Origin of the sequence: Campylobacter sp. 2014D-0258 (assembly GCF_008000495.1) — a bacterium.
Classification (GTDB): domain Bacteria; phylum Campylobacterota; class Campylobacteria; order Campylobacterales; family Campylobacteraceae; genus Campylobacter_D; species Campylobacter_D jejuni.
Genome location: NZ_VOAR01000021.1, coordinates 129,284 through 155,525 on the forward strand (window position 1 = coordinate 129,284; position 26,242 = coordinate 155,525).

Consider the following 26,242-nt stretch of genomic DNA (forward strand, 5'->3'; position numbering starts at 1 on the left):
TCATTCCTTTGATAATGCACTAATAGGATTTAAATTTACTGCATTTCTTGCAGGGAAAAAACCAAAAACCACACCGATAAACATAGAACTTAAAAGTCCCAAAAGCACAGAATAAGCATTTAAAATCATAGGAAAATCAGTACTTAAAGTATTAAAAGCAAAAATAACAAAAATCGATAAAATCACACCTAAAATCGCCCCTATAGTACAAATCATAACCGCTTCGATTAAAAACTGCATCATAATATCTTCTCTTCTAGCCCCTATAGCCATGCGTATGCCTATTTCTCTTGTTCTTTCACTTACAGAAACAAGCATGATATTCATCACTCCTATACCCCCAACAATCAAAGCAATCACAGCCACACAAGCTGTAAGTATCGTTGTAGTGCGTTTATTTGCTGTAATAGCTTGCTTAAAGGTGTCAGAATTAAAAGTAAAAAAATCCTTTTGTCCGCGTTTAATTTCTAAAATTCTTATGATAGCATTTTCAGCCAAAGTTGAACTCACATCATCTTTAACCTTAACTATGATTTCACGCAAATTTCTATCTCCTGTAAGCTTATTCATCAGTGTTGTATAGGGTATATAAAGACGCACTACATTATCTTCTATAGGCTTGTCTGTATCTTTTTGCAAAACTCCTATAATCTTAAAAGGTTGAGAATTAAAAAGCACCACACGACCTAAAATATTTTCACTTTTTTCATCAGGAAAAAGATTTTTTTTAGCATTAAAATCTAGCACAGCAACATTGGTACTATTTTTTACATCATCATTATTTAAAATTCTTCCCGCATCTATCCTTAAACCTTCTATAGCAAAATTATTTACCCCCACTCCTTCAGCTCTTGCACTTAAAGAAATATTGGTATAAGTTGCCACTCCTGAAGTATTTGAATGAGCATCAACTGCTTCTAAATATTCTAAAGATCTTAGCGTTTCTAAATCACTAAAATTAAGCCTTGTTTTACCTGAACGCAAATCTCCAAAACCCCTTCCAGGACGAATTTCAATAGTATTTGTTCCAAGTCTTGCAATAGACTCAAGCACCTTAGCTTGAGAACCCAATCCTAAAGCTACAACGCAAACTACAGAAGCAATACCTATGATGATTCCAAGCATAGTTAAAACAGAACGAAGTTTGTGTGCAAGTATGGAAGAATAAGCTATCTTAAAACACTCAAAGGCTTGATTTTTAAGCAAAGTAAGTGTTTTTTTCTCTTTGGGCATTGTTTTTAAAGTGAGTTTTTCTTGAGCTTTTTCCTTTTTAGTATCACTTAAAATTTCTCCATCTTTAATCTCTATAACCCTTTTAGCTTGTGCTGCAATTTTTGGATCGTGAGTTACTAAGACTATAGTATGACCTTGTGCGTTAAGTTTTTGTAAAATTTCAAGCACCATAATACCACTTTTACTATCCAAAGCTCCCGTTGGCTCATCAGCCAAAATAAGCTCTCCGCCATTCATCAAAGCTCTTGCTATAGAAACGCGTTGTTGCTGTCCTCCGCTTAATTCATTCGGTTTAGAATCTAACTTATGAGCTAGTTCTAAATCATTTAAAAGTTTTTTAGCGTTTTGACTTCTTTCTTGTAAATTTTTTCCCGCATAAACTGCAGGTAAAGAAACATTTTCTTTAGCACTCAGCAAGCTTAAAAGATTGTATCTTTGAAATATAAAGCCTATTTTTTCACGCCTTAATCTTGCTTTTTCATCGTTATTAAGTTTAGTGACTTCATGCTCATCAAAAACATAAGTTCCACTACTCGGTGTATCTAATGTTCCTATGATATTCAAAAGTGAAGTTTTACCACTTCCACTTTGTCCTATAATAGCAACAAATTCACCTTTTTCTATACTTAAACTTACATTTTTTAAAATGGCATTTTCACCTATATTTTTGCAAATATTTTTAAGAAAAATCATTAAAATCTCAACTTCATTTTAGGAGCTAAACCATCAGCACTTGAGCTTACTATCAATTCTTCATTTTCATTTACACCTTCTAAAATTTGAGTATTGATAGAATCTTTAATGCCAAGTTTGACATATTTTTTAACAGCTTTTTGATTTTCCAAAATTTCAACATAATAGCCTTTTGGATCACTTTTAATTGCATAAGTTGGCACTGCTAAAACAGCCTTTGCACTTGCTACGACAATTTCATTTTGTATACTCATACCAATACGCAAAAAATCATCTTTATTAGGTACATAAAATTTTGCGTAATAATAAATAGCATTTGATGAGCTTGAGCTTGAAGAACTCGAACTTGATGAGCTTGAGCTTGTACTAGAATCACTCACTTCAGTATCAGCTGGATCTATACTTGCAATCTTAGCATGATAAGTTTTTTGAGGATCATTAAGCAAAGAAAAATCAAGCTCTGTTCCTACTTTTATCTTACTCACATCAGCCTCTGCTATTTCCATTCTTACTTCCATTTCATCTAAATTAGCTATACGGACTATAGTAGGAGTGTTTTGATTAGCATTAACTGTTTGTCCTTCATCTACAGCTACATTAATCACAACACCATCCATAGGAGCAGTAATGGTTGTATAACCTAAATCTTTTTGTGCATTTTTAAGAGTGATTTCAAGCTGAACTACTTGAGCATTAAGCTCTGCAACATTAGCTTTTAAAGTATAATAATTATTTTTTTGAGTTTCTAAATTTTCAAGAGAACTTGCTTTAGCTGCATAAAGTTTTTGCTCTCTTTGATACTGCTTACTCGCAATCTCAAGAGCAACTTTTTTACTCTCTAAATTAGCCTTAGCGCTTTCAAGCTGAGCTTTTGTAATATCTAAATCGTTTTGTTGTTTATCTTTGTCAATTTGAGCGATCAAATCACCTTGCTTTACATGAGTTCCCACATCCACATAAAGTTTTATAATTTGTCCGCTAACTTGAGCACCCACATCGACTTGATCTTTGGCATATACCTTTCCTACTGCCTCTATGGTTTGAGATATATCTTTTTTTTGTATTTTTTGAGTTAAATAGCTGATTTTTTCATCATTATTAAAAAAAATAAAATAAGCCCCAACACTTCCAAGTATTGCAATTAAAATGATTAAAATAACTTTCTTTTTCATAATAACAAATCCTAAAGAAAAATCAAGATTAAATTTTACTCATTTTTTGTGAATTTTTTGTGAATTTTTAATTCTATTTTATAAATTTAAAAATTCTAAAGCCATCATCACATCACCCTGCATTAAAACTTTTAAATTTTCATCATCCCAACAAAAAGTAGAACTATGGTGCAAAGCTGGATGATTTAAATCCTTTGAAATTCCAACAAATACATAAGCTCCCATTCTTTCTCGTGTTAAAAAAGCAAAATCTTCAGCCCCCATGTCAGGTTTAGAAGAAACAATGATATTTTCTTCTCCTAAGACCTTTGCAAAAGCTTTTCTTGCTATTAAAGCAGCTTTTTCATCATTAATCAATGGAGGAAATTCTTTAGTATATTTAAGCTTATAATCTCCACCATTAGATTTTGCTGTAGCAGCAGCCACTTCTTCTAGAGAACTTTTTAAAATATCTTGTGTTTTATCATTTAAAAAACGCACAGTTCCTTTTAAATAAGCATTTGCAGGAATAACATTATAAGTAGTTCCTGCACAAATTTGACCTACGGTAATCACCCCTGCTTCATAAGGGGCTAAACGCCTAGAAACAACACTTTGTATATTATTTACAAATTGCGTTGCCATAATTATAGGATCTATACAAGTGTGCGGATGAGCTCCATGTCCTCCTCTGCCAATAAATTCCAAATCAAAAATATCCGTTCCAGCCATCATTTCGCCACTTACAATTTGAGCAGTATTTTCAAGCAAAGGCCCCCATAAATGACAACCAAAAACTGCGTCAACATAAGGATTTTCCAATACACCTGATTCTATCATAGGTTTAGCTCCACCGCTTCCCTCTTCTGCGGGCTGAAACATAAATTTAATCGTGCCACTAAATTCATCTTTGAGCTCATTTAACATCAAAGCAGCTCCCAAAAGTCCTGCTGTATGTCCATCATGTCCACATGCGTGCATCTTACCATCAATTTTTGAAGCATAGCTTAGATTAGTTTTTTCTTGCACAGGCAAAGCATCCATATCCGCTCTTAAAAGAACGCATTTTGGTTTTTTCTGACTCTTCTTTTTTCCTTCTATAATAGCTAAAATTCCTGTTTTTGCAATATTTTTTTGATATTTAATGCCAAACTCATCTAAAATTTTACACACTAAATGAGCTGTATTTTCTTCTTCAAATTCAAGCTCAGGATGCATATGAATTTGATGTCTTAAATCAACTATTTTATCATAGTACTTTAGTGCTAAATTTTCAACCAGTTTATGCATTCTTTTCCTTAATCTAAATCTTTTATTTTCTCATCTGCTTTTTTACTGTCAAGTTTTTCCAAATTCGCCTCCATTTTTCGTATTTCTTCTTCTCCACTACGCACTAATTTGGTATCAATTTTGGAAAAATCTCCAGTTTTTTTATTTGGATATTCTACCTTAGAAAGTATAAAACGCAATAAATTTAATCTTGCTTTTTTCTTATCATCAGAAGAAATAATAGTCCAAGGACAAGTTGGAGTATTAGATGCTAAAAGCATAGAGTATTTAGCTAAAGTATATTTATCCCATAATTCTTGCGATTTTTGATCCACAGGAGATAATTTATATTGTTTAAGTGGATCACTTCGGCGTTTTTCAAAACGTTTTTTTTGCTCGTCTTTTGATACTGAAAAATAAAATTTAAAAAAAATAATATCACTATTTGAAATCATATTTTCAAACAAAGGCACTTCTCTTAAAAAATCTTTATGTTGTTGCGGTGTACAAAAACCCATAACTGGTTCTACTCCTGCGCGATTATACCAAGATCTGTCAAAAATCACAATCTCACCGGCTGAGGGCAAATGTGCTATATAACGCTGAAAATACCACTGTGTTTTTTCCACATCACTAGGTTTTTCAAGAGCCACAACGCGGCAACCACGCGGATTTAAATGCTCAATCAAACGTTTAATCGCCCCACCTTTTCCAGCCGCATCACGCCCTTCTATAAGTATAAGAACCTTTAAACCATTGGCTTTAACATGATTTTGAAATTTCAAAAGCTCAATTTGCAAATTCTTTAAATCTTTTTCATATTCTATTGTACTTTTCTTTCTTTTAACAGAAACATAAATTTCATTCTTTTTAACAGCCGCTTGCGTTTTTGGAGAATTATTTTCTTGCATTTTCAAACCTTTATAAAGTATTTAAAGCAAATTTACCATAATAAATTATAATTGAAGCTAAAAATAAAGGAAAAAATAAGTTTTTAGGAAATTTATGCGTATTTTTGGTATTATTTTATTAAGTTTTTGTTTATGTTTTGCTTCTATATTGTCTTTAAATGAAGCTTTTAATGTAAAATCAAACTCTTATAATAACTCTATCTCAATTGATATTGAACTTGGAAAAGATATTTATCTTTATTCTAATAAACTTAAATTATATATAAACGAAAAAGATATAAGTTCTTTGATTAATCTACCTCAAAGTTCTACAAGAGGTAATGAAAATGTTTATTATCAAAAATTAAATTTAGCTTTGCCAAATTTATTACTAGAGCGCTTTGCAAAAAATACCACAAATTTAATCAAACTCGAATTTCAAGGTTGTTCTGAACAAGGCTTGTGTTATAATCCTCAAACTTGGTACTTTGATCTCATTTCTAAAAAAGATGCTTTTGAAATTTCAAAACCTTACAAAACTCAAAAAACAGATAAAAAAACTAAAATTGAATCTGAAGAAAGCTCTATAGCAAATTTTTTAGCAACAGATAACTTTTTTTGGATTTTGCTAAGTTTTTTTGGCTATGGACTTTTACTCTCCTTAACACCTTGTATTTTACCTATGATTCCGATTTTATCTTCTCTTATCGTAGCAAAAAGTAATGCTAAATTTTCAAAAAAATATAGTTTTTTTCTCTCTTTTATCTATGTTTTTTTCATGTCTTTAGCCTATGCTATTGCTGGAGTTATAGCAAGTTTTCTAGGAGCAAGTATTCAAGGAATTTTGCAAAAACCTATTATTTTAATTCTTTTTGCTCTAATTTTCATAGCTTTTGCTTTTGCTATGTTTGGAGCTTTTCGTTTTGAATTGCCATTAAGATTTCAAACCTTTATACATAAAAAAAGCGAAAAAGGGAAAGGAGTTTTAGGTATAGCCATCATGGGATTTTTATCTGCTTTAATAGTAGGTCCTTGCGTAGCAGCTCCTTTAGCAGGTGCTTTAATTTATATAGCCAATACAGGCAATGCTTTATTAGGTGGTAGTGCGCTTTTTATCATGAGTTTTGGCATGGGTATACCTTTGCTTTTCATAGGCTTAGGATTAGGTTTTATTAAACCTGGTTTTTGGATGGAAAAAGTAAAAATTTTCTTTGGTTTTGTTATGTTGGCTATGGCTATTTGGATACTTTCTAGAATTATTGAAGAAAATTACATTTTAATTGCCTATGGAATTTTAGGTGTATTTTTTAGTGTTTTTATGGGAATTTTTGAAAAAAGTTTTACAATAATTTCTAAAATTAAAAAAAGTATTTTAATTCTTATTTTAGCTTATTCTCTAAGTATTTTCCTAGGGGGACTTTTTGGGGCTAAAAATTTCTTAAATCCTTTAAATTTCAATACTATATCTGCCTCAAAATCTGCTTTAAGCTATGATTATATCAACAATTTTGAACAATTAAAGCAAGAAATACAAACAAATACAAAGCCCATAATGCTTGATTTTACTGCATCTTGGTGTGAAAATTGCAAACTTTTAGATGAATTAACCTTTAGCGATGAAAGAATCATACAAAAAATGCAAAATTACAAACTTATCAAAGTTGATGTAAGCGAAAATAATAATGAACAAATTAAAACCATGAAAGAATTTAATGTTTTTGGCCCACCTGTTTTAATTTTCTTTGAAAATGGAAAAGAAAAATTAAAAATCACGGGTTTTATCAGTGCTGATGATTTATTAAAAAAACTAGAACCATGAAAATTCAAAGTTTGCAAATAGGGAAAATTAAAAACTATAAAAATTTCCAAAGCGCATTTATTAAAGATACTTACCTAGAAGAAACACAAATTGATTTTCTAGGTATTTTAGATGATCAAATAGCTGATAAAATTCATCATGGAGGCTACCATAAGGCTATTTTTGCCAACTCTTGTCAAAACTATCCTATATGGGAAAGATTTCTTAATAAAAAGCTAAATTTTGGCTCAATGGGTGAAAATTTGAGCATCGATGGGCTTTGTGAACAAAATGTTTGCATAGGTGATATACATCAAATTTCAAATGCAATACTGCAAGTAAGCGAACCTAGAAAACCTTGTGTAAAAATTTCTAAAATTCACAATAATTCAAATTTTACACATGAAATTTTTAAAACGGGCTTGAGTGGATGGTATTATAAAGTTTTACAAGTTGGACAAATACGAAAGCATGAAAACATTAAAATTTTAGAAAAAAATTCTACTTCACTTAGTGTATTTGAACTCAATCAACTTTTTTACTCCCCACATCAAGCTCTTAGACAAAATCCGATTTTATTAGATAAATTAGAAAAATTAAACTCTCTCATATCTCAAAATTGGCACGAAACGATACACAAACGCTTAAAAAATACTTACGATATAAGCTATATGGATAGCTTATAAGTTTTTAAAGTTATTTTTAGGTAAAATAATTCTTTTTCGAAAGGATAATCATGCAAAGACAAACATGGAGTAGCACACTAACTTATATTCTAACAGTTGCTGGAGCAACCATAGGATTTGGAGCAACTTGGCGTTTTCCCTATCTTGTAGGAGAAAATGGTGGCGGTGCTTATGTATTAGTTTTTTGTATAGCTATGATTATCATAGGCATTCCTGTTATTTTAGTTGAAAATGTCATAGGCAGAAAAGCGATGACAAATAGCGTAGATGCTTTCAAACAAAAATGGCAAAGTATTGGATATATGGGACTTTTAGGAAGCTTTGGCATAATGGCTTACTACATGGTACTTGGAGGATGGGTTTTAGTTTATATTTGGGAATTAACCCTAGGGAATTTTAGTCTTGCCAATGTAGTAAGCAAAGAATTTACTCATCAGTTTTTTAACAACAAAATAGCCTTCAATCCTTTAGGAGTTGGTATTTTTACCACTGTTTTTGTAATTATTAATTATATTATTTTAAAAAGAGGCATTATAGATGGTATAGAAAAATCCGTAAAATTTTTAATGCCTTTGTTATTTATCTGTCTTATTATTGTTGTAGGACGCAATTTAACCCTTGATGGAGCTATGACTGGAGTTAAATTTTATCTTGAACCTGATTTTAGTAAAATTTTATCACCAAAACTTTTAATCGATGTTTTAGGACAAGTCTTTTTTGCTTTATCCCTAGGTTTTGGGGTAATGATAACACTTTCATCTCATCTTAATAAAAATGAAAATATGGCAAAAACCGCTATTTATACAGGGGTTTTAAATACCATCATAGCTGTTTTGGCTGGTTTTATGATTTTTCCAGCACTTTTCTCAGCGGGACTTGCTCCAGATAGCGGGCCTTCTTTGGTTTTTGAAACTTTACCTATAGCATTTTCTCATATCCATTTTGGCACCATTGTGTGTATTTTATTTTTTGTCTTACTCTTGATTGCAGCTTTAACCACAAGCTTGCCAATTTATCAAGTTATTATTAGCGTATTAGAAGAAAAATTTAAATATTCTAAAAATCTTTCTATTAACCTAACTCTAGGATTTATCTTCATACTTGGTAATCTTCCTTGTATTCTAACTTATGGGCCTTGGCGTGATATTGTTATCATCAAAGGAAAAAACATTTTTGATAGTTTTGATTTCATTAGTGGAAATATTTTGTTTGTTTTAACTGCATTTTTTTGCTGCATTTACGTAGGTTGGATTTTAGGCAAACAAGAAAGTCTAAAAGAACTTAGCAATAACAATACACTTAAAAGTTCATGGTTTGGAATTTGGTTTTATTATGTAAAATATATAGTACCTTTGATTATTTTAATCATTTTTATCTATGGAATTTTAAACTAATTTTTTAAATTTATATCTCTCTAACATAGTGGAATTTCCTAAAATTCCACCTTGATGTATATAAAGCAATGGTTTTTTCCACTCTTGTTTTAATGCTATGCTTAATCCTAAAATATCATACAACAAGTCAAATTCTATATTGCACTTTAACTTTAAATCCATATAAAGCTCATAAAATTCTTTATACGGCTTAGCAAAGTGATATTTTTTATCACTTGTTAAAAATTCTAAATTTGAAAAATCATAGCTTGGATCTAATGTTAAAATTTGTTTTTTAAGATATTTAATATCACCTACACAAGCGCAAGTAAATACTTTAAATTTAGAATACTTTGCCAAAAAAGCTGCCGAAGTGCCTGTACCCGAAGGTAAAAAAATATCAAAATCAAGCTTTAAACTTTGACTTTGCATTTGAATTTCTTGAGCAAGTTCCATATAGCCATATTGAGCTTCTAAATTAGCTATGCCTTGTTCTATAAAAATATCATCTTTTTTACACAAAGACAAAGCAAATTGCTTTAAGGATAAAGAATGGATATTTTCTACAAAATCAACACCATTTTCTAAAGCTAAAGCATAGTTTCCACAAGGATTATTCTTAAGAAAAGTAGAAATTTTTTCACAAGCAAAAACAAGCTTATATGATCTTTGTTTAGCAAAAATACTTAATGCCGCCAAAGCATTACTTTGGCTTCCTCCATAACTTACAAAAGATTGATTTTTAGAATATCTTTGATGGATATAAAAAGCAAGTTTCCTAGCTTTATTTCCATTAATTTCTCCTAATAAATCATCTCTTTTAATATAAAATTCAAATCCGTTAAAATTGATTTTTTGTATAGGACTAATTGTTTTAATGAAATTCAAAGAATTTTTCTACATCCTTTAAAGCATTATCATTTTTAATGCTAAATTTTATTTCTATGCGACGACTCTTATCCTTATCTTCAACTCCGTTGACAAACACAGGATCTGAAAAAGAACGTCCACTTGCCATTAAAAGCTTTTGAAGCTTATCACTCTTATAAAAAGTATAGATAAAATTCATCACCTCATAAGCTCTTTTTTGCGACAAATCTAAATTATAAATATAAGATCCATCACTATCAGTATGTCCTTCAATAATGATATTTTCAATATTGGAAAAAATTTTTGGATCTTCAAGAATAGCATCAAAATATTCGCTTAAGATTTTTCTCAAACTTGCCTTTGCCTCATTTTTTAACACATAAGAATCTTTATCAAAAAGTACTTCAGCAGGCAAAGAAATAGATCCTGTCTTTTCATCTATAGTGATATTATTATCAAGTTTGCTTTGCAATTCCTTGCTTAAATTTTCACGAATCAAACCAAGATTTTGCACCTTTTCTTTAGCTTTTTGAAAATCTTCTTGTAAATTTTTAAGCTCTTCATCTTTTTTCTCTAGTTGACCTAGTAAAATCAAAATTTGCTTATCTTTATTATCTAAAGTTGAGTTTAAATCTTTACTTAACTGCTTGTAATTTGTAATATTAGCCTCTAATTCTGCTTTTTGAGAATTAGCAAGATTTAAAGCACTAGAAGCATTGTTTAAATCAGAACTTAGTTTAAACACTATGGCTTCTTTATTTCTAAGCTCTTCTTTGCTCTCCTCTAAGCGTGCCTCTTGTTTATTAAGATTATCTTTGATTTCTTTTAAATCACTTTGAGTTAAAACATATTTTACAACAATAGCACCTATTAGCAAAATAAAAACAAACAGCAATCCTGCCATTAAATCAGCATAAGCTATCCAAAAATTGCTATCTTCTTTTGACTCATTTTTCATTTATTTTCTTTATCTTCATTTTTTAGCTCATCATTGCTTTCTTGCTTAGATATTTCTGCTTGAATTTCATCTTGATTTTCTTTAGTCTTAGACTCTGAAAAATCTTCTATTTGTTTGGTTTCATTTTCTTTATTCTGATTTTCATCCCCAGAAAGCTTGCTCATCATTTGACTTGTTTCTTCATCAAGTGCTTTCATTTCTTTTTTAAGCTCATCCATCATTTTGATTTTAGCATCGATACTTTTTTCTTCTTCGTATACTTCTTTAAATTTATGCATACCTTCAAACAAGCTTGCTTTAAATCCCTCAAAAACCTTTTCTTGACTTTCCAACATTGCTTTTTCATAAAGTTCAAAATTTTTACCAAAACGCTCTACTTTTTCATCGAATGCACTTAGCGTCTTATCAAGATGATGAATTTTATCACTACTGATATCGAGCAAGCGATTATATTGTTCTGACATTCTTGTATTGATTTCTTTTAAATTTTGATTGAGTAAACCTATACCATTTAACATTTCACTATAAAGCTTTCCAAGATCGCGTTGATCTCTTTGTGCTTTACTAAGCTCACCCATGGTTTGTTTGATGTGTTCACTACTTAATCTAATAGCCTTTTCTTCTACATTTAGCATATCTTGAAAAATACCAAATTTTCTATCAATAGCATGATCAAGCTCTGCAAAAAAATCATCATTGCTAACTTGTTTAAAAATTGCTCCAATTTTTTCAAAATGTTGCAAACTCTCAGTTAAATATCTTTGATCAAGCTCTTCTTTTGTCCAAAAAAATCCACTTGTAGCGTTTTTTTGACGATTTAGTAAACGATCTATTTTACTTTTACCATATTTTTCAAAAAACATCCACCATAATGCAAGAAAAATTCCATAAATTGAAACATAAAAAGCAGTTCCTACTCCACTTAACAAATCTGCAATTTCTTGTTCTAAAGCGGCTGTATCACTAGAACTAAAATTTGGCATTGAAAAAGCTATGCTGATAAAAGTTCCTAAAATTCCCATCATTGGAAAAATTGCCGAACCTATACTAGCAAAATTCTCATTTCTTGCACCTTTAATATATGTATAAGCAAAGTCATCAAAATTGGCATTTGATTTCGTGTCTTTCCCTATGGCAAGAAAATGCCTCATAATATGTCTTTTTAAAGCCTGTTTAAATTCATCTTTTTGTTGTTCAAAAATACTATACGCATACTCAGCACTATGTCTAGCAAAAATCAATGCTGTAAAAAAAATCACACCTGTCATAATAACCGTATGTAATTCAACCTTAAAGTCAATTACATTAAAATAACCCAATAAAATCAAAATATAAAGAAAAGCTGGAATAAAAATAATTTTAAAATAAACCAAAGAACCTCTTGCGTCTTTGCCTTCAGGCAAAACAAGTTCTGAAATTTCATCTGATTTAATATCCATGAAACCAATACCTCATTAAAAATTTTATTTTAAAGATTGCTACTTAATTTGATAAAAATTTTTAAAACAAAATAAAACTAAGCCTTTAAAATACTTAGTTTTTGTTTATACAGTTTAAATCTTCAAAAGCAATTTCAAGACGCTTTACCATACTTTCTTCACCGCTTCTTAACCAAACACGCGGATCATAGTATTTTTTATTTGGCTTGTCATCACCTTCTGGATTTCCAATTTGTCCTTGCAAATAAGCCCTATTTTTAAGTTCATATTCACGCACCCCATCCCAAAAAGCCCACTGGGTATCTGTGTCAATATTCATCTTGATTACGCCATAGCTTACCGCATCTTTAATATCTTTTAGCTCACTACCGCTACCGCCGTGAAATACAAAATTTATAGGTTTATCATTTTTTAAAGCAAATTTATCTTTTACAAATTTTTGCGAATTTTTTAAAATTTCAGGTTGTAAACTAACATTTCCTGGCTTGTAAACTCCATGTACATTTCCAAAGCTTGCTGCGATTGAAAATTTATCACTAATTTTTCCAAGTCTTTCATATGCAAGTGCTACATCTTCTGGTTGGGTATAAAGCTTGGAATTATCAATACCTGTATTATCCACTCCATCTTCTTCGCCACCTGTACAACCTAGTTCTATTTCAAGTGCAACACCTAAAGCATCAAGTTTTTGAAGATAAACTTCACAAGTGCTAAGATTTTCTTCTAAACTTTCTTCGCTAAGATCAAGCATATGAGAACTAAATAAAGCTTGTCCATGGGTTTTTTTATATTGTGCATTTGCCTCAATAAGCCCATCAATCCAAGGCAAAAGTTTTCTTGCAGCATGATCAGTGTGTAAAATCACAGGTACACCATAAGCTTTAGCAAGTAAATGCACATGTTTAGCTCCACTAATTGCACCTAAAACTTCTCCATTAGGACAATTTTTCCCTGCATAAAATTTTGCCCCACCATTTGAAAACTGAATAATAACTGGAGAATTAACTTTTTTTGCAGCCTCTAAAACCGCATTAATAGAATCAGTTCCTACAACATTAACAGCAGGGATAGCAAAACCCTCTGCTTTAGCATAGTCATAAACTTTATTAAGCTCATCTCCGCTAATCACCCCTGCTTTTACAATGTCTAAAACACCCATTATTTATATTCCACTTTAGCACTATTTAAAAGATCTTGGCCTTTTTGATTGATAACTTTTTTAAATTCTTCAAATTTAAGTCCGTTTTCAATACCTTGTTTTACTTCATCAAATTTGATTTGACCTTTAGCCTGCGAATTTTCTTTTAAGATTACATGATAACCAAAATTCGTTTTTACTGGAGTTGTAGTAATAGTACCATTTTTAAGTGCGAAAGCAGCATCTGTAAAAGGCTTTACCATAGTTGATTGATCAAACCAACCAAGCTCACCACCTTGGTTTTTTGAACCTGGATCAATTGATTTCTCTTTAGCAAGCTCGCTAAATTTAGCATCTAGTTCTTTACCTTTTAAACCTTTAAGTTCGTTAATAATATCCTTAGCTTCTTTTTCTGTCGCTACTAAGATATGTTTTGCTTGCACTCTTGCAGGTTTTACATATTTGTCTTTATTTTGATCATAAAAAGCTTTAACTTTAGCCGCATCAATTTTAATAGTATTTAAAATTTTTTCTTGATAAACATTAACAAGTATTGCATCTTTTGCACGATCAAGTTCTTTTGTGTATAAAGGATCTTTTTCTAAATTTTGTTTTTTAGCATCTTGCAAAATTAAATCTTGCATAATATATTGCTGAATAAGAGCTTTTTTTTGATTATCTGGCAAAGTTTTAAAATCCTGTCCTCTAAGCATAGGGGCAAAAAATTCACTTACTTCTGTATCACTAATGCTCTTGCCATTAACAGTGGCTACTGTAGCTGCATTTACATTTAAAGCTACACCTGCAATCAAAGCTGCTGCGACTAAAGAAAATTTTTTCATTAGGTTTCCTTTTTAATAAAATGTATATAAAATCAATTATATCTAAACTTGGTTTAAAGCTAATTAACTAAAATTAAAAAATGAAAAGAAATTTAGAAATCAAAGAACTTTTTTTAAAACATTTTGACAAGCCTGTAACAGAGCTTAAATTTTCAAATTTATATGAGCTTTTAGTCTGCGTAATGCTTTCAGCCCAATGCACTGATAAAAGAGTTAACCTCATCACTCCTGATCTTTTTAAAGCTTATCCTGATATTAAATCCCTTGCAAATGCAAATTTATCAAGTCTTAAAACCTATATACAAACTTGTTCATTTTTTAATAATAAAGCACAAAATCTTATAAAAATGGCAAAAGCAGTTTGTGAAAATTTTGACGGAGAAATTCCCCTTGATGAACAAAATTTAAAATCCTTAGCAGGCGTAGGACAAAAAACCGCTCATGTAGTTTTAATAGAATGGTGCGGAGCAAATTTCATGGCTGTAGATACTCATGTTTTTAGAGTTTCTCACCGCTTAGGACTTAGCAAAGCAAAAACTCCAGAAGCTACAGAAGAAGATTTAACACGCACATTTAAAGATAATCTTAACTATCTTCATCAAGCCATGGTTCTTTTTGGACGTTACACCTGTAAAGCTAAAAAACCTTTATGTAAAGAATGTTTTTTAAATCATCTTTGCAAAAGTAAAGATAAGGAACTTAAATGAAAATTTTCATCTTTTTACTCACTATATCTCTTAATATTTTTGCCTTAGAACCTTACAAGCCTAGTGCTGATTTTTCTTCTTATTTTAACAATATAAATTGCTCGCAAATCTTAGATAAGTTTTTTTATCTAAATTGCTATGATTATAAACTCAAAGGCACAAAAGCTGTTGCTTATAAGGTAGAAGCTTCAAATTTGAAAGATAGACAAATCAAAAAACGCCCTCGCTTTGAAGATGATACAAATATTCCTAAAAAATACCGCACTACTTGGAGTAATTATAAAAACAGTGGTTACACACGAGGACACACTGCACCCAATGCTTCTTTTAGCTTTAGTAAAGCTGCTCAAAATTCAGTATTTTTAATGAGTAATATTACCCCACAAAATGCACAAATAAATAATAAAATTTGGAATGAAATCGAACAAAGAGAAAGAAATTTAGCTTTAGAATTTCAAAGTATCGAAGTTTTAAATTTAGTACTTTACGATAAAGAACCACAATACATTAAAAACCGTATTGCTATACCAAGTTTTTATGTAAAAATTATTAAAACTCCGAAATTTAAAGAATGCTATCAAGCACCAAACCACGAAGTAAATGATGAAAATATTAAACAGTATCAAATAAATTGTGATAAATTTTAAGGTATAAATTATGGAGATAAATGCTCTTACGATAACCACTCTTTATATCATAGGTATTTCCGCAGAAGGAATGACAGGAGCTTTAGCTGCAGGACGCCATAAAATGGATCTTTTTGGAGTTATTTTCATTGCGCTCGTAACAGCAATTGGAGGCGGAAGCATACGAGATGTGCTTTTAGGGCATTATCCTTTAACTTGGGTTAAACATCCTGAATATATTATTTTAATCTGTTTTTGCGCCCTTGTAGCAACAAAAATTCCACGTGTAGTAACCAAGCTTGAAACTTTATTTCTAACTCTTGATGCTATAGGACTTGTTGTTTTTAGCATACTTGGAGCTCAAATAGCCATAGATCAAAATCATGGTTTTATCATTGCTGTTGCTGCTGCTGTAATCACCGGTGTTTTTGGTGGAATTTTAAGAGATATTTTATGTATGAGAATCCCCTTGGTGTTTCAAAAAGAAATTTATGCAGGAATTGCCATAATTGCAGGAGCAATCTATTATTCTCTAATAATTTGGCTTGAGCTTAATGCCTTAGTTTGCACACTTTTAACTCTTTTTATAGGAGTTTTTGCAAGGCTTTTAGCTATCAAATATCAATGGTCTTTGCCTATTTTTTCTTACAATGAAGAAAAATAATTTATCGTTGCTTTATACAAGTTTGCTAAGATATTAAAAATTTTAGGAGATTGATAAATGCGAAGACTAAGTATTTTACTTACGATTTTAATAGTTATTAATATAACAGCTTGCGATAGCAAAACAGAAAATTACTACAAAAATCATCCTAGCGAAGCAAAAGAAAAAGCGAAAGAATGCAAAGAAAGCGGAACTCTTAGCGAAGATTGTATTAATGCATTAAAAGTTGGTGTTAAACCAACAAATGAAGAGAGTAAATACAGTCCAAATACACCAAAAAAATCTGATAATCAAATATTAGAAACTTTAAAACAAAATGATTTAAAAAAAGAAAAAACCACAAAAGATATTAACCAAAGTTCAGAAAATAATGAAAGTATTATAATACCACCTATAACAGAAACACCTTCTGAAATTTATCCTTCCAAAACAACAGAAAACAATCAAAGTTCTATCTTTAGCGATGATGTTAATATAACACAGGAAAAATTACCATGAAAATAACTCTTTTTTTAAGCCTTATTGGTATATTTTTTGCAGCATGCGAACAAACCAAAAGTGTAGAATATTATCAAAATCACCCTGAAGAAGCGAAAAAAGAAGTTTAGAATGCAGACACAAAGCTATCATCAGTCAAGATTGTGTTAATGCGTATAAGGTAGGTTTTCCAAAAGATGAATGGGAAGAAGAAAATATTTCTAATCCTTAAAAGCTATGAAAGTTTCAAAATTAGCCCATTTAAAAATACTTTCTGTTTTCTTAAAACCTGCCTTTTCTAGCATGTTTAAATTTTCTTTTTGACTATAAGGAATTAAAACATTTTCTAAAGCTTCTCTTTTAGCTGCAATTTCAAATTTAGAATAACCTTGTTTTTCTTTATAATCTGCATAAAGTTCTATGATATTTTTAGACAAAAAAGCATCTTCATAAAGGATTTTTTCACTCATAATCAAAATGCCTTTAGAGTTTAAATTTTTATAAATTTTATCAAGTAATTCTTGTCTTTTAGGAGGGCGAATAAACTGCATGGTATAATTTGCCACAAAAACATCGCAAACAAAAAAATCAAATTCACATAAATTAGCTTCAAAAAAACTTATATCAAGCCCATAAGCTTTAGCTTTTGACTTTGCGACTTCAAGCATAGAAGCAGAATTATCCACGCCAAAAAGTTTAAAATCCTTTCTTAGATTTGCCAAAAAAATCAAAAAATTAGCACTCGAGCAGCCCAAATCACAAACACTTGCATTTGTGGGTAAAATTTTAGCCAATAAATTACTACAAAGTTCTAAATTTTCTCTATAAAATGGTACAGAACGATTGATCATATCATCAAAAACACTGGCCACGCTTTTATCAAATTCAAATTGTTTTTTAGGGCTTTGTTTAAAAAGTTCATCTTTCATCATTTTTCCTTAATAATTCTTTAGCTTGCTCTATGTCTTTAGCAATTTGATTTTTAAGTTTTTTTAGATCTTGAAATTTTTGATTCTCTCTTAGAAAAGATATAAACTCAAGTTCGAAAAACTCCCCTTGCGTGAAATTTTCACCCAATTCTTCTAAAATATGACTTTCTATAGCAAAATTTTCATCGCTTGATCTTATGCCTAAAAAACTCACACTTTTATAAATATTTTTTTGGCTTTTTAACAAAGTAGCATAAACACCATTTTGAGGTAAAAAATAGCCTTTACAATCTAAATTTATAGTCGCAAAAAGTTCTTTAGAGCCCAAACCTTGTCCTTTAATCATCTTCCCTTTGATACTATAATCTCTTCCTAAAAATTCTTTTGCTTTTTGCAAATTTGCTTTTGATAAAAAATCCTTAATTAAACTTGCATGAACACCTATTCCGCCTATGCTAAATTCATCAACTATTATAGTTTTTATCCCACTTAAAGACTCAATATCTTTAGCATCATAAGCCCTATTTTTCCCAAAAGAAAAATCATATCCCACCACTATAAATTTTAAATTGACAAATTCTTTTTTCAAAAAGCTTAAAAAATCTTTACCATCTAAAGATTTTATACTTTCAAAATCCACTTCTATAACTTTTTTTCCTGAAATTTCTTCTTTTTGACGATTTGAACAAAGAAATTGACCCTTAAATTTATTAATAACTAACAAAGCCCCATTCTCATCTAAACATTTTACAAGTTTTAGATGTCCTAAATGCATACCATCAAAACAACCTATGGCTAAAGAAGTAATATTAATTTTTGATATAGTAGTAAAAATATTCAACATTACCTTCCTTTCCTTTAATGCTTGATTTTTGCGTATTTTTTAAAAGCCAACCCAATTTAGCACATTCTTTTTCAAAATCCATTCTTGCCTTTAAGATTGCCTTATCATCTTTTAAAACACCCTTTTTATCTCTTTTGATATTTTTCCCTACTTCAAACTGAGGCTTAAAAAGTAAGATAATTTCCTTTAAAGCTAAATTATCGATATAATAAAGTAAATTAATAAGAGAAATAAAACTCACATCACAAGTAACAAGTTCAAATTTTTCTTCACTTTTAAAGGCTCTAAGATCTATATTTTCATGCAAGATAATTTTTTCATTTGCTCTTAAACTTGGATGGAGTTGATTACTACCCACATCAAGAGCAGTGATTTTTAAAGCCTGATTTTCAAGTAAAATTTGTACAAAACCACCCGTACTAGATCCTATATCAAGACAATTTTTATGTTTTATTTCAATATCATTTTCTTCTAAGAAATTTTTTAATTTTAAAGCTGCTCTTGAAACATAAATTTCACTTAAAAGATCCAATTTTAACTCATCAGCTAAAAGTATATCTTCAGGATTTAAATCTTGCGTTTTTTTTAAATTTTCTAAAAAATTTTTCACATCAAAAGAAGCTTTAAAACTTTTACCATTAAGCAAAACCTCTTCATTTTCTATAAGCTCTAAAGCTTTATTTCTACTGATATTTAAACGCTTTGAAACAAAAAAATCAAATCTCATTTTAAACTCTCATTTATTCTTTTTTCCAAGTCTTCTTTTTCTTTAGAAAACCACCAAATGCCTATTTCAAAAGCATTTTTTTTAAAAATTTCTCTAAGATCTTTAAGATCTTTTTCAAAAAGATCTTTTTCTTTTTGAATTAAACTTAAATTATGATCTTTTAAAAAATCAAAATTATTCATCCATAAAAGTATTTGTTCTTGTTCAGATTTTAAGGCATTATTTCTTTGCTCTTTTAAAAAATAACTTGCTAAAACCATGATAAAACACAAAAATAAAACAATTATTTTTATCTTTATTTTCAAAACAAAATTAAAAACAAAAGCCAAAAGAGAACAAAACATAAAAAAATTAAAAAAATCAAAAATAAAATTTAAAACCCTAAATCCCAAATATCCAAAATAAGAAAAAATAAAAAATTTTAAATTTGAAACAAAATGTAAAAATTCAGACAAAAAATCAAAATAAACAAAAGAAGCACTCTTATAAGCAATGATTTTCCTAGAAAAAAGTTCTAAATTTAAAATTTCATTGTAAGTAAAAAAAAGCCCATAAAATGCATAAAATAAAGCAGTAAAAAAACTAGCGATAACAACTATTCTAAAATCATTATAAGCATTATCTACAAATTGCAAATGTAATTCTTTTTTTAAAAATATCATCAATAAAGGCAAAATTATAAATATAAAAACAAAATCAATTTTTTCAAGATTTAAAAAATTTAAAAATAAAGAAATAAGTCCAAAAATCGCCAAGAAAAAACTAAAAATATAAAGATAAAAATCCCCCATGCTAATACGATAAAACAAACTTCCCTTAATCAAAGTAGCTTCTTTTATAATATTTTTTCTAAGCTTTAAAAATAAAAAGAATTCCCAAAAAAGTGTTAAAAAAATAGGAATTAAAAAAAATAAAGAAAAAACAGTCCTTTGCCAAGTTAGTAAAAAGCCAAAAAGGCTTAAAAGCGTTAAAATATAAGAACTATTCTTTAACAAGCTCATTAAAAGCACTTTCATCTATACATTTTACTTCAAGCTCTTTAGCCTTACTCAGCTTAGAACCTGCCTCTTCTCCAAAAAGCACATAGTCAGTCTTTTTAGAAACTGAGCCGCTTACCTTACCCCCAAGCTTTTCTATCAAAGCCTTAAACTCATCTCTTGGGCGTGAAAGAGTACCTGTAATCACAAAAGTTTTACCAAAAATCACACCATCGCTTTTGATTTCAAGTTTTTCTATTTTCAAATTTAAAAGCTTGTAAAACTCATCAATTCTTGTACGATTAACACGCGTAAATTCGCAAAGACTTAAAGCCATTTGCTCTCCAAAACCTTCTAAATTGGCATAAGCTTCAAAGCTTTGCTTGTGCCACTCTTTACCAAAACTTAAACTTAATTTTTTAGCCGCAACCTCGCCAATATGCTCTATTCCTAAAGCTGTGATAAAACGAAAAAGCTCACATTCTCTTGCTTGTTCTATAGCATTTAAAAGATTGTTAATTTTCTTTTCCTTAAAGCCTTCCAAACCTTCAAAATCATTAAATTTTAAATGAAAAATGCTCTCAAGCGTAGTGATTTTTTTGTGTTTGTATAAAAGCTCTACTATATTTTCTCCAAGCCCGTCGATATTAAGACATTTTTTAGAAACAAAATGAATGATAGAATTTACAAGTCTATCCTCACAATCTATATTTTGACATTTTATTAAAGTTCCTTCATCTAAAAGCTCACTTTGGCAAGTAGGACAAAGCTTAGGGCGTGAAATTTCCATCTCTAAACCTTCTCTACGATCTTTAAAAACCTTAGTGATTTTAGGGATAACATCGCCACTTCTTATCACGCTTACAAAATCATTGATTTTAACATCAAGTCTTGCAATCTCATCAAAATTATGAAGGGTGGCTGATTTTACTACAACCCCATCTAAATTTACAGGTTCTAAAACCGCCACAGGAGTGATCACTCCACTTCTTCCCACTTGTAAATTTACGCCTATTAAACGCGTGGTTTTTTCAAGTGCAGGAAATTTAAAAGCTGCCATAAATTTTGGAAATTTTACCGTATAGCCTAATTCTTCACAAAGTACAAGATCATCAATTCTTACCACCATACCGTCCATCATCATAGGCTTTTTTTCTCTTAGAGCTAAAAGCTCATCATAAGCTTTTAAAAGCTCATCTAAATTAGCACAAAGCTTAATAAAATCATCTTTTAAAAAACCAAGCTCTCTGATAAATTGCATCACCTCGCTATGCTTGGTGAAATTTAAGGTATTTTCCCCTACTCCCCAAGGATAAAATTTTAAATTTCTTTCTTTAGTGATGCTTGTATCAAGCTGCCTTAAACTCCCGCTTGCAGCATTGCGTGGATTGGCAAATAAACTTTGATTTAAAAGGGCTCTTTTTTCGTTGATTTTCTCAAAATCATCTTTTAAAATCACCACTTCTCCACGAATTTCTATCCTTTCTTTATAGGCTATATTTTTAGGTATATTTTCTATCTCAAAAACATTAAGCGTTATATCCTCACCCACTTCGCCATCGCCCCTAGTGGCACCGCTTACTAATTTACCATTTTCATAAAGCAAATTTAAACTCGCTCCATCAAATTTAGGCTCTATAAAAAAGTTTTTTTCACATTTTGCACGTTTTGCCCAAGCCCTAAGCTCACTCTCATCAAACACATCTTCCATCGACCACATACGCTTTAAATGAGCTATTTTTTTAAACTCGCTTTGTATAGTAGGAGCTATTTTTTGCGTTGGAGAGTCTTTTGAAATTTCATCTTTATTTTGTTCTTCAAAAACTCTTAATTCTCTGATTAAAGCATCGTATTCTTCATCGCTAGCCAAGGGTTCATCTTTTTCATAATATGCCCTCATCCACAAATTTGCTAAAGCAACTTTTTCTAAATACTCTTCTTTTTTCATCTAAACTCCTATATTATCCATTGCCTGTGCTAAAGCAAAAAGTTGTTTGTGCTCATATAAATCATGCACTCTTATAACACTAGCACCATTTTCAAAAGCCTTTAAATGCAAATACAAAGTTCCTGCTAAACGATCTTTAATCTCGCTTTGAAAATACGCATTAATCACACTTTTGCGACTCGCACCTATAAGCAAAGGCTTGTTAAATTGCAAAAAATGCTCTAAGTGTTTGATTAAAATCATATTATGCCCTGCACTCTTTCCAAAACCAATACCTACATCTAAAATACTTTCTTTTACTCCAAAACTTTCTAAAAGCTCAAGTTTTTCTTTAAAAAACAAAGTCATCTCATCAAGCAAATCTTCATAAAAAGGATTATCTTGCATGTTATTTGGATTGTTTTGTATGTGCATTAAGCAATATTTTGCCCCATATTTACTTGCAAGTTTGGCTAGATTAAGATTTCTTAAACTTGTAATATCATTAATGAGTTTAAAACCCTTATTTAAAGCATATTCTAGACAATATTCATCAAAACTATCTAAACTAAAAATTGCTTGTTCGTAATAATTTTTCTCATAAATTAAGTCAAGTACTTTTTTCAGTCTTTTAAATTCCTCTTCCTTACCACAATACTCACTCCCAGGTCTTGAACTTACCGCACCTATATCGATATATTCAGGCTTTAAAGCAAGAAAGTCATTAAGCCTTTTTTCAAAGCCTTCTTCACTCACACGACTTTTTGCATTAAAACTGTCTTCATTGACATTAATCACTGCCATAAGCTCGGCTTTTTTCGGTTTTAAAAAATCTTTTTGCAAAAAAAGAGCCAAATTTTTAAGTCCAAAATCTTGAAGTTTTTCTTTGACAATAAGCTTTTGAATTTGCTCTTTACTTGCCATTAAAAGCGCATTTGAATGAGTAATTTTGGCAGTAATTACTTCTTTATGGGTGATGAGTTCAGCTCCTACTCTTAAAGCATCTTGTTTTAAAATATTTGCTGCAGGAGTAGAAATATCTTTGATAAAAATAAAATGAGTTTTTGTTTTTTCACTCATGATCTTTTGCCCCATTTTATGGGGATTTATGAAAGAACAAAGTAAATTAAAATCGGTATTTGGATTGATTTTAAAAAATTTCATTTTATTTCTTTGTATAGTAATTTAATAAAAGAGTAGCCAAAAGTACCCCACTTTTAGAATTTAATTTTGCAAGCTCATAACTTTCATAAAAGAACTCTAATTCTTCAGCATTAAAATCTTTATATTTTACACATTCTTTAGCAAGTAATGCAATTTGATCCATAAGTTCATTTTTATCCAAATTTTCATTTTTTTGCAAAAAATCAAAAAGCATTCTTAAATCCATTCTTTTAAGGTCTAAATCAAGTTTTTTAACCTCCTTTTCAACTTTTCTTTTTTCACAAATAAGACGCGATTTTATAGTAGGTAAAAGTAAATTTTTAGAAGGTACCACGATAAGAAATTTAATATTTTTTGGAGGTTCTTCAAGAAGTTTAAGTAAAAAATTTTGCGCTTCTATCCTATAAGAATCCGCCATTAAAACAATAATTTTTTCTTCAGTTTCTGCGATATAGCTTTCTTTTTCAACCGCTCTTGCATCATCAAGTAAAAATTCATTTTGTGGTATAAAAAATCTTAATTTTTTAATACCAAAATTATTAATCATTTCTTCCTTAATACCTAAAAAATCTTCACTGATAATAATCTTACTAATAAACAAAATATTTATCCTAATTGCACCTTGGAAAATAATATTGCATCCAAACTTACATCAAAAAGTTGATATAAACTAATAAGCTTGATATCCAAGTCTTTATCTTTAGAATTTAAATAAAAACTATCTTGTAACTGCTCATCAAAAAGCCACAATAAACTATCATCTCTTGATTTAGCGATTAAAGATTTATTATCAGAAGCACTTCCTATATAAAAATATACATAACCATTAGGAAAAGAAATGTCAAGTAAGTCATTAAGTAAAGCTATATCTTCTGAACTTTGTACTTTCTTCTTACATAAAGAATTTAACGACACAAAAGGGAGCATGGGACGAGTAGCTTTTGAATTTATATTTTTTAAAAAATACTCTTCATACCAAGATCTTTGTTCATCACACATTAATACAAAAGTGCGTCCTTCTAAAAGATATTTAAGTCTTGCAGCCATCAAAGGAGCCCATTCTAAACGACGCGACTCCAACCATGCCATAAAAGCTCCGCCATTGCGAATATTTTCAAGAGTAAAACTTAAAAAATCACTCATTTATTTATCAAGTCCGTAGCACTCATGTAGTGCTCTAACTGCAAGTTCTCCGTATTTTTCATGAACTATCATTGAAATTTTTATTTCACTAGTAGAAATCATACCGATATTAATCCCCTCATCAGCTAAAGCTTTAAAAGCTTTACTTGCCACTCCTGAATGTGATTTCATACCTACGCCGACTATAGAAACTTTTACTACAGCACTATCACTTTCTATAGTTGTTTTTGAGCTTAAAATTTTTTGCATAGCATTTTTGGCTAATTCAAGTTCATTTTGAGGAACCGTAAAACCCAAATTTGTAGCACCATCAACTCCAACATTTTGTATAATCATATCTACATTAATATTTTCATTTGCTAAAACAGAAAAAATTTCAGCTGCGATTCCAGGCTTATCTTCTATATTTCTTAAAGTCACTCTTGCTTGATTTTTATCCAAAGCAATACCACTTACTAAAGCTTGTTCCATTCCATCTTCCTTTGTTATCATTGTTCCTTCGTTATTGTTAAAACTACTTCTAGTTACTAAATTAACATTTAATTTTTTTGCAAGCTCTACAGAACGATTTTGCAAAACTTTTGCACCTAAACTTGCAAGTTCAAGCATTTCTTCATAAGAAATTTTATCCAATTTCTTTGCCTTTGGTTCAATTCTTGGATCTGTTGTATAAACCCCATCAACATCAGTATAAATTTCACACAAATCCGCATTTAAAGCACCTGCTACCGCCACAGCACTTAAATCGCTTCCACCACGCCCTAAAGTAGTTACATTACCTTCCTCATCTACACCTTGAAAACCTGCTATAACGACTATTTTACCATTTTGAAGTTCTGATTTTATCGCTTTTGTATCAATATGATGAATTCTTGCCTTTGTAAAAACACTATCTGTAATAATTCCTGCTTTTCTCCCAGAAAATGATATAGCAGGATAACCCTTTTCATTTAAAGCAATAGAAAGTAAAGCGCTTGTTACACGCTCTCCACTGCTTAAAAGCATATCCATATCTTTACCATTAGGGGTTTTACTAAAATATTCAGCTTGCTCGATAAGAGTATTTGTCACCCCACTCATTGCAGATACTACAACAACAAGTTGATCACCCTGTTGCGCACTTTGGATAACCCTATTGGCTACGGCTTCAATACGCTCAAGTGTTCCAACGCTTGTTCCACCATATTTTTGAACTATAAGCATTTTAGATATAACCTTTCTCTTCAAAATATTTGATCACTTTAACATAAATATTTTTTTTGAAATGATTAATCATTTCAAAAATTTGTTTAACACTCACAAATTGATAATCATCAAATTCAGGATGCTTGGTATTGATATTGATTGTAACACCGTGTTTTAAACGCACTAAAAAATATTTTTGAATCTGCCCATCATAAGGATACATTTTTTTAACAATTTTACTCGGAAAATCATAACTCAACCATTCTGGATACTCGGCAATGATTTCAACCTCATCAGTGCCTATTTCTTCTTTTAGTTCTCTAAATAAAGCGTTTTTGACACTTTCACCTTTATCAATACCTCCTTGTGGAAATTGCCAAATATTATCCATATCACTTCTTCTAGCTATAAAAATCTTACACTCAAAAGGATAAGAACTTGATAAAACAATAGCTGCAACATTTGGTCTATAATTTTTCTCGTTTTCCACAATATTGTTCCTTAAATCTCAAGGATATAATTTTAACCTAAA

Annotated in this window: 26 protein-coding genes and 1 pseudogene; 8 read left to right on the forward strand and 19 right to left on the reverse strand. The window is 30.2% G+C overall.

The genetic code is table 11. From position 1 onward, the window contains the following. The 4 genes from SR62_RS03895 to ppk2 all read right to left on the reverse strand — a co-directional run bounded on the left by SR62_RS03895 (position 1) and on the right by ppk2 (position 5,257). Positions 1-1,926, reverse strand: a complete 1,926-nt coding sequence (locus SR62_RS03895; RefSeq protein ID WP_147502269.1) for an ABC transporter permease — start codon at positions 1,924-1,926, stop codon at positions 1-3. Beyond that, on the reverse strand, positions 1,926-3,098 hold the full coding sequence (locus tag SR62_RS03900) for an efflux RND transporter periplasmic adaptor subunit (RefSeq protein WP_002892307.1): 1,173 nt from the start codon (positions 3,096-3,098) through the stop codon (positions 1,926-1,928). The genes SR62_RS03895 and SR62_RS03900 overlap by 1 nt, the downstream gene beginning before the upstream one ends. A gap of 78 nt (positions 3,099-3,176) precedes the next feature. Beyond that, the gene (locus SR62_RS03905) at positions 3,177-4,367 is read right to left on the reverse strand and encodes a M20 family metallopeptidase (RefSeq protein WP_002892305.1); all 1,191 of its coding nucleotides are present in this window, start codon (positions 4,365-4,367) and stop codon (positions 3,177-3,179) included. An 8-nt stretch (positions 4,368-4,375) separates the two neighbouring features. Beyond that, positions 4,376-5,257: a polyphosphate kinase 2 gene (gene ppk2, locus SR62_RS03910; RefSeq protein ID WP_052798510.1), complete on the reverse strand. Its 882-nt coding sequence runs from the start codon at positions 5,255-5,257 to the stop codon at positions 4,376-4,378. Between the two features lie 94 nt (positions 5,258-5,351). On the opposite strand from ppk2, the gene dsbD reads away from it, so the two are divergent. The 3 genes from dsbD to SR62_RS03925 are packed head-to-tail and all read left to right on the forward strand — an operon-like array spanning position 5,352 to position 9,114. After that, the gene (gene dsbD / locus SR62_RS03915) at positions 5,352-7,055 is read left to right on the forward strand and encodes a protein-disulfide reductase DsbD (protein WP_052798511.1); all 1,704 of its coding nucleotides are present in this window, start codon (positions 5,352-5,354) and stop codon (positions 7,053-7,055) included. After that, positions 7,052-7,720, forward strand: coding sequence for an MOSC domain-containing protein (locus tag SR62_RS03920; RefSeq protein ID WP_002892299.1), 669 nt, complete (start codon positions 7,052-7,054; stop codon positions 7,718-7,720). The genes dsbD and SR62_RS03920 overlap by 4 nt, the downstream gene beginning before the upstream one ends. Before the next feature lie 50 nt (positions 7,721-7,770). Then, positions 7,771-9,114 carry a sodium-dependent transporter gene (locus tag SR62_RS03925; RefSeq protein WP_002892297.1) on the forward strand — a complete coding sequence of 448 codons (1,344 nt, stop codon included), beginning with the start codon at positions 7,771-7,773 and terminating at the stop codon, positions 9,112-9,114. Here the strand turns inward: SR62_RS03925 and SR62_RS03930 are convergent. The 5 genes from SR62_RS03930 to peb4 form a co-directional block, all read right to left on the reverse strand. Continuing rightward, the gene (locus SR62_RS03930; protein WP_002892295.1) at positions 9,106-9,981 is read right to left on the reverse strand and encodes a 1-aminocyclopropane-1-carboxylate deaminase/D-cysteine desulfhydrase; all 876 of its coding nucleotides are present in this window, start codon (positions 9,979-9,981) and stop codon (positions 9,106-9,108) included. The genes SR62_RS03925 and SR62_RS03930 overlap by 9 nt on opposite strands. Next, positions 9,968-10,921 (reverse strand): OmpA family protein, encoded by a 954-nt coding sequence (locus SR62_RS03935; RefSeq protein WP_002852313.1) that lies wholly within the window; start codon positions 10,919-10,921, stop codon positions 9,968-9,970. Before SR62_RS03935 ends, SR62_RS03930 begins: the two co-directional genes overlap by 14 nt. Next, entirely contained in the window at positions 10,918-12,360 is a 1,443-nt protein-coding gene (locus SR62_RS03940) for a MotA/TolQ/ExbB proton channel family protein (protein WP_002892293.1), read from the reverse strand. Before SR62_RS03940 ends, SR62_RS03935 begins: the two co-directional genes overlap by 4 nt. Before the next feature lie 94 nt (positions 12,361-12,454). Next, complete coding sequence (gene fbaA, locus SR62_RS03945; protein WP_002892292.1) at positions 12,455-13,519, reverse strand: class II fructose-bisphosphate aldolase; 1,065 nt, start codon at positions 13,517-13,519, stop codon at positions 12,455-12,457. Continuing rightward, complete coding sequence (gene peb4 / locus SR62_RS03950) at positions 13,519-14,340, reverse strand: peptidylprolyl isomerase PEB4 (protein WP_002892290.1); 822 nt, start codon at positions 14,338-14,340, stop codon at positions 13,519-13,521. Before peb4 ends, fbaA begins: the two co-directional genes overlap by 1 nt. Positions 14,341-14,420: 80 nt before the next feature. Between peb4 and nth the strand changes: the two genes are divergently transcribed. The 5 genes and pseudogenes from nth to SR62_RS03975 all read left to right on the forward strand — a co-directional run bounded on the left by nth (position 14,421) and on the right by SR62_RS03975 (position 17,046). Next, entirely contained in the window at positions 14,421-15,047 is a 627-nt protein-coding gene (gene nth, locus SR62_RS03955) for an endonuclease III (RefSeq protein WP_002852225.1), read from the forward strand. Next, positions 15,044-15,694, forward strand: a complete 651-nt coding sequence (locus SR62_RS03960) for a DNA/RNA non-specific endonuclease (RefSeq protein ID WP_002852117.1) — start codon at positions 15,044-15,046, stop codon at positions 15,692-15,694. The genes nth and SR62_RS03960 overlap by 4 nt, the downstream gene beginning before the upstream one ends. A gap of 10 nt (positions 15,695-15,704) precedes the next feature. Continuing rightward, positions 15,705-16,337, forward strand: a complete 633-nt coding sequence (locus SR62_RS03965; RefSeq protein ID WP_002852232.1) for a trimeric intracellular cation channel family protein — start codon at positions 15,705-15,707, stop codon at positions 16,335-16,337. 57 nt (positions 16,338-16,394) lie between these two features. Continuing rightward, a complete protein-coding gene (locus SR62_RS03970) occupies positions 16,395-16,835 on the forward strand; it encodes an EexN family lipoprotein (RefSeq protein ID WP_002868898.1) in 441 nt (146 codons plus the stop codon). Continuing rightward, positions 16,826-17,046: pseudogene (locus SR62_RS03975) on the forward strand (EexN family lipoprotein). The gene SR62_RS03970 and the pseudogene SR62_RS03975 overlap by 10 nt, the downstream one beginning before the upstream one ends. Here the strand turns inward: SR62_RS03975 and cmoA are convergent. Genes cmoA through SR62_RS04025 form a run of 10 tightly spaced genes read right to left on the reverse strand, consistent with a single transcriptional unit; the run spans position 17,036 to position 26,200 of the window. Beyond that, on the reverse strand, positions 17,036-17,746 hold the full coding sequence (gene cmoA, locus SR62_RS03980) for a carboxy-S-adenosyl-L-methionine synthase CmoA (protein WP_074484166.1): 711 nt from the start codon (positions 17,744-17,746) through the stop codon (positions 17,036-17,038). The pseudogene SR62_RS03975 and the gene cmoA overlap by 11 nt on opposite strands. Further along, positions 17,733-18,587, reverse strand: a complete 855-nt coding sequence (locus SR62_RS03985; protein ID WP_032603998.1) for a bifunctional riboflavin kinase/FAD synthetase — start codon at positions 18,585-18,587, stop codon at positions 17,733-17,735. Before SR62_RS03985 ends, cmoA begins: the two co-directional genes overlap by 14 nt. Beyond that, entirely contained in the window at positions 18,553-19,314 is a 762-nt protein-coding gene (locus tag SR62_RS03990; RefSeq protein ID WP_002892282.1) for a TlyA family RNA methyltransferase, read from the reverse strand. Before SR62_RS03990 ends, SR62_RS03985 begins: the two co-directional genes overlap by 35 nt. Beyond that, positions 19,311-20,315 (reverse strand): hypothetical protein, encoded by a 1,005-nt coding sequence (locus tag SR62_RS03995; protein WP_074484172.1) that lies wholly within the window; start codon positions 20,313-20,315, stop codon positions 19,311-19,313. The genes SR62_RS03990 and SR62_RS03995 overlap by 4 nt, the downstream gene beginning before the upstream one ends. Further along, on the reverse strand, positions 20,296-22,239 hold the full coding sequence (gene ligA, locus SR62_RS04000) for an NAD-dependent DNA ligase LigA (protein ID WP_002892278.1): 1,944 nt from the start codon (positions 22,237-22,239) through the stop codon (positions 20,296-20,298). The genes SR62_RS03995 and ligA overlap by 20 nt, the downstream gene beginning before the upstream one ends. Further along, positions 22,240-23,382, reverse strand: a complete 1,143-nt coding sequence (gene folP, locus SR62_RS04005; protein ID WP_002892276.1) for a dihydropteroate synthase — start codon at positions 23,380-23,382, stop codon at positions 22,240-22,242. It abuts the gene before it with no gap. A gap of 1 nt (position 23,383) precedes the next feature. Beyond that, positions 23,384-23,983: a DNA polymerase III subunit delta' gene (locus tag SR62_RS04010; RefSeq protein ID WP_002872578.1), complete on the reverse strand. Its 600-nt coding sequence runs from the start codon at positions 23,981-23,983 to the stop codon at positions 23,384-23,386. 5 nt (positions 23,984-23,988) lie between these two features. Then, a complete protein-coding gene (locus SR62_RS04015; RefSeq protein WP_002852154.1) occupies positions 23,989-24,525 on the reverse strand; it encodes a HobA family DNA replication regulator in 537 nt (178 codons plus the stop codon). Further along, entirely contained in the window at positions 24,526-25,728 is a 1,203-nt protein-coding gene (locus SR62_RS04020; protein ID WP_002892273.1) for an aspartate kinase, read from the reverse strand. A gap of 1 nt (position 25,729) precedes the next feature. Next, positions 25,730-26,200 (reverse strand): RNA pyrophosphohydrolase, encoded by a 471-nt coding sequence (locus SR62_RS04025; protein ID WP_087691793.1) that lies wholly within the window; start codon positions 26,198-26,200, stop codon positions 25,730-25,732. Between the last annotated feature and the right edge of the window lie 42 nt (positions 26,201-26,242).

Excerpts from the sequence above, each read along its gene's own strand:
- SR62_RS03895 (WP_147502269.1), bottom strand. The coding sequence starts at position 1,926 with ATGATTTTTCTTAAAAATATTTGCAAAAATATAGGTGAAAATGCCATT.
- SR62_RS03900 (WP_002892307.1), bottom strand. The coding sequence starts at position 3,098 with ATGAAAAAGAAAGTTATTTTAATCATTTTAATTGCAATACTTGGAAGT.
- SR62_RS03905 (WP_002892305.1), bottom strand. The coding sequence starts at position 4,367 with ATGCATAAACTGGTTGAAAATTTAGCACTAAAGTACTATGATAAAATA.
- ppk2 (WP_052798510.1), bottom strand. The coding sequence starts at position 5,257 with ATGCAAGAAAATAATTCTCCAAAAACGCAAGCGGCTGTTAAAAAGAAT.
- dsbD (WP_052798511.1), top strand. The coding sequence starts at position 5,352 with ATGCGTATTTTTGGTATTATTTTATTAAGTTTTTGTTTATGTTTTGCT.
- SR62_RS03920 (WP_002892299.1), top strand. The coding sequence starts at position 7,052 with ATGAAAATTCAAAGTTTGCAAATAGGGAAAATTAAAAACTATAAAAAT.
- SR62_RS03925 (WP_002892297.1), top strand. The coding sequence starts at position 7,771 with ATGCAAAGACAAACATGGAGTAGCACACTAACTTATATTCTAACAGTT.
- SR62_RS03935 (WP_002852313.1), bottom strand. The coding sequence starts at position 10,921 with ATGAAAAATGAGTCAAAAGAAGATAGCAATTTTTGGATAGCTTATGCT.
- SR62_RS03940 (WP_002892293.1), bottom strand. The coding sequence starts at position 12,360 with ATGGATATTAAATCAGATGAAATTTCAGAACTTGTTTTGCCTGAAGGC.
- fbaA (WP_002892292.1), bottom strand. The coding sequence starts at position 13,519 with ATGGGTGTTTTAGACATTGTAAAAGCAGGGGTGATTAGCGGAGATGAG.
- peb4 (WP_002892290.1), bottom strand. The coding sequence starts at position 14,340 with ATGAAAAAATTTTCTTTAGTCGCAGCAGCTTTGATTGCAGGTGTAGCT.
- nth (WP_002852225.1), top strand. The coding sequence starts at position 14,421 with ATGAAAAGAAATTTAGAAATCAAAGAACTTTTTTTAAAACATTTTGAC.
- SR62_RS03960 (WP_002852117.1), top strand. The coding sequence starts at position 15,044 with ATGAAAATTTTCATCTTTTTACTCACTATATCTCTTAATATTTTTGCC.
- SR62_RS03965 (WP_002852232.1), top strand. The coding sequence starts at position 15,705 with ATGGAGATAAATGCTCTTACGATAACCACTCTTTATATCATAGGTATT.
- SR62_RS03970 (WP_002868898.1), top strand. The coding sequence starts at position 16,395 with ATGCGAAGACTAAGTATTTTACTTACGATTTTAATAGTTATTAATATA.
- cmoA (WP_074484166.1), bottom strand. The coding sequence starts at position 17,746 with ATGATGAAAGATGAACTTTTTAAACAAAGCCCTAAAAAACAATTTGAA.
- SR62_RS03985 (WP_032603998.1), bottom strand. The coding sequence starts at position 18,587 with ATGTTGAATATTTTTACTACTATATCAAAAATTAATATTACTTCTTTA.
- SR62_RS03990 (WP_002892282.1), bottom strand. The coding sequence starts at position 19,314 with ATGAGATTTGATTTTTTTGTTTCAAAGCGTTTAAATATCAGTAGAAAT.
- SR62_RS03995 (WP_074484172.1), bottom strand. The coding sequence starts at position 20,315 with ATGAGCTTGTTAAAGAATAGTTCTTATATTTTAACGCTTTTAAGCCTT.
- ligA (WP_002892278.1), bottom strand. The coding sequence starts at position 22,239 with ATGAAAAAAGAAGAGTATTTAGAAAAAGTTGCTTTAGCAAATTTGTGG.
- folP (WP_002892276.1), bottom strand. The coding sequence starts at position 23,382 with ATGAAATTTTTTAAAATCAATCCAAATACCGATTTTAATTTACTTTGT.
- SR62_RS04015 (WP_002852154.1), bottom strand. The coding sequence starts at position 24,525 with ATGAGTGATTTTTTAAGTTTTACTCTTGAAAATATTCGCAATGGCGGA.
- SR62_RS04020 (WP_002892273.1), bottom strand. The coding sequence starts at position 25,728 with ATGCTTATAGTTCAAAAATATGGTGGAACAAGCGTTGGAACACTTGAG.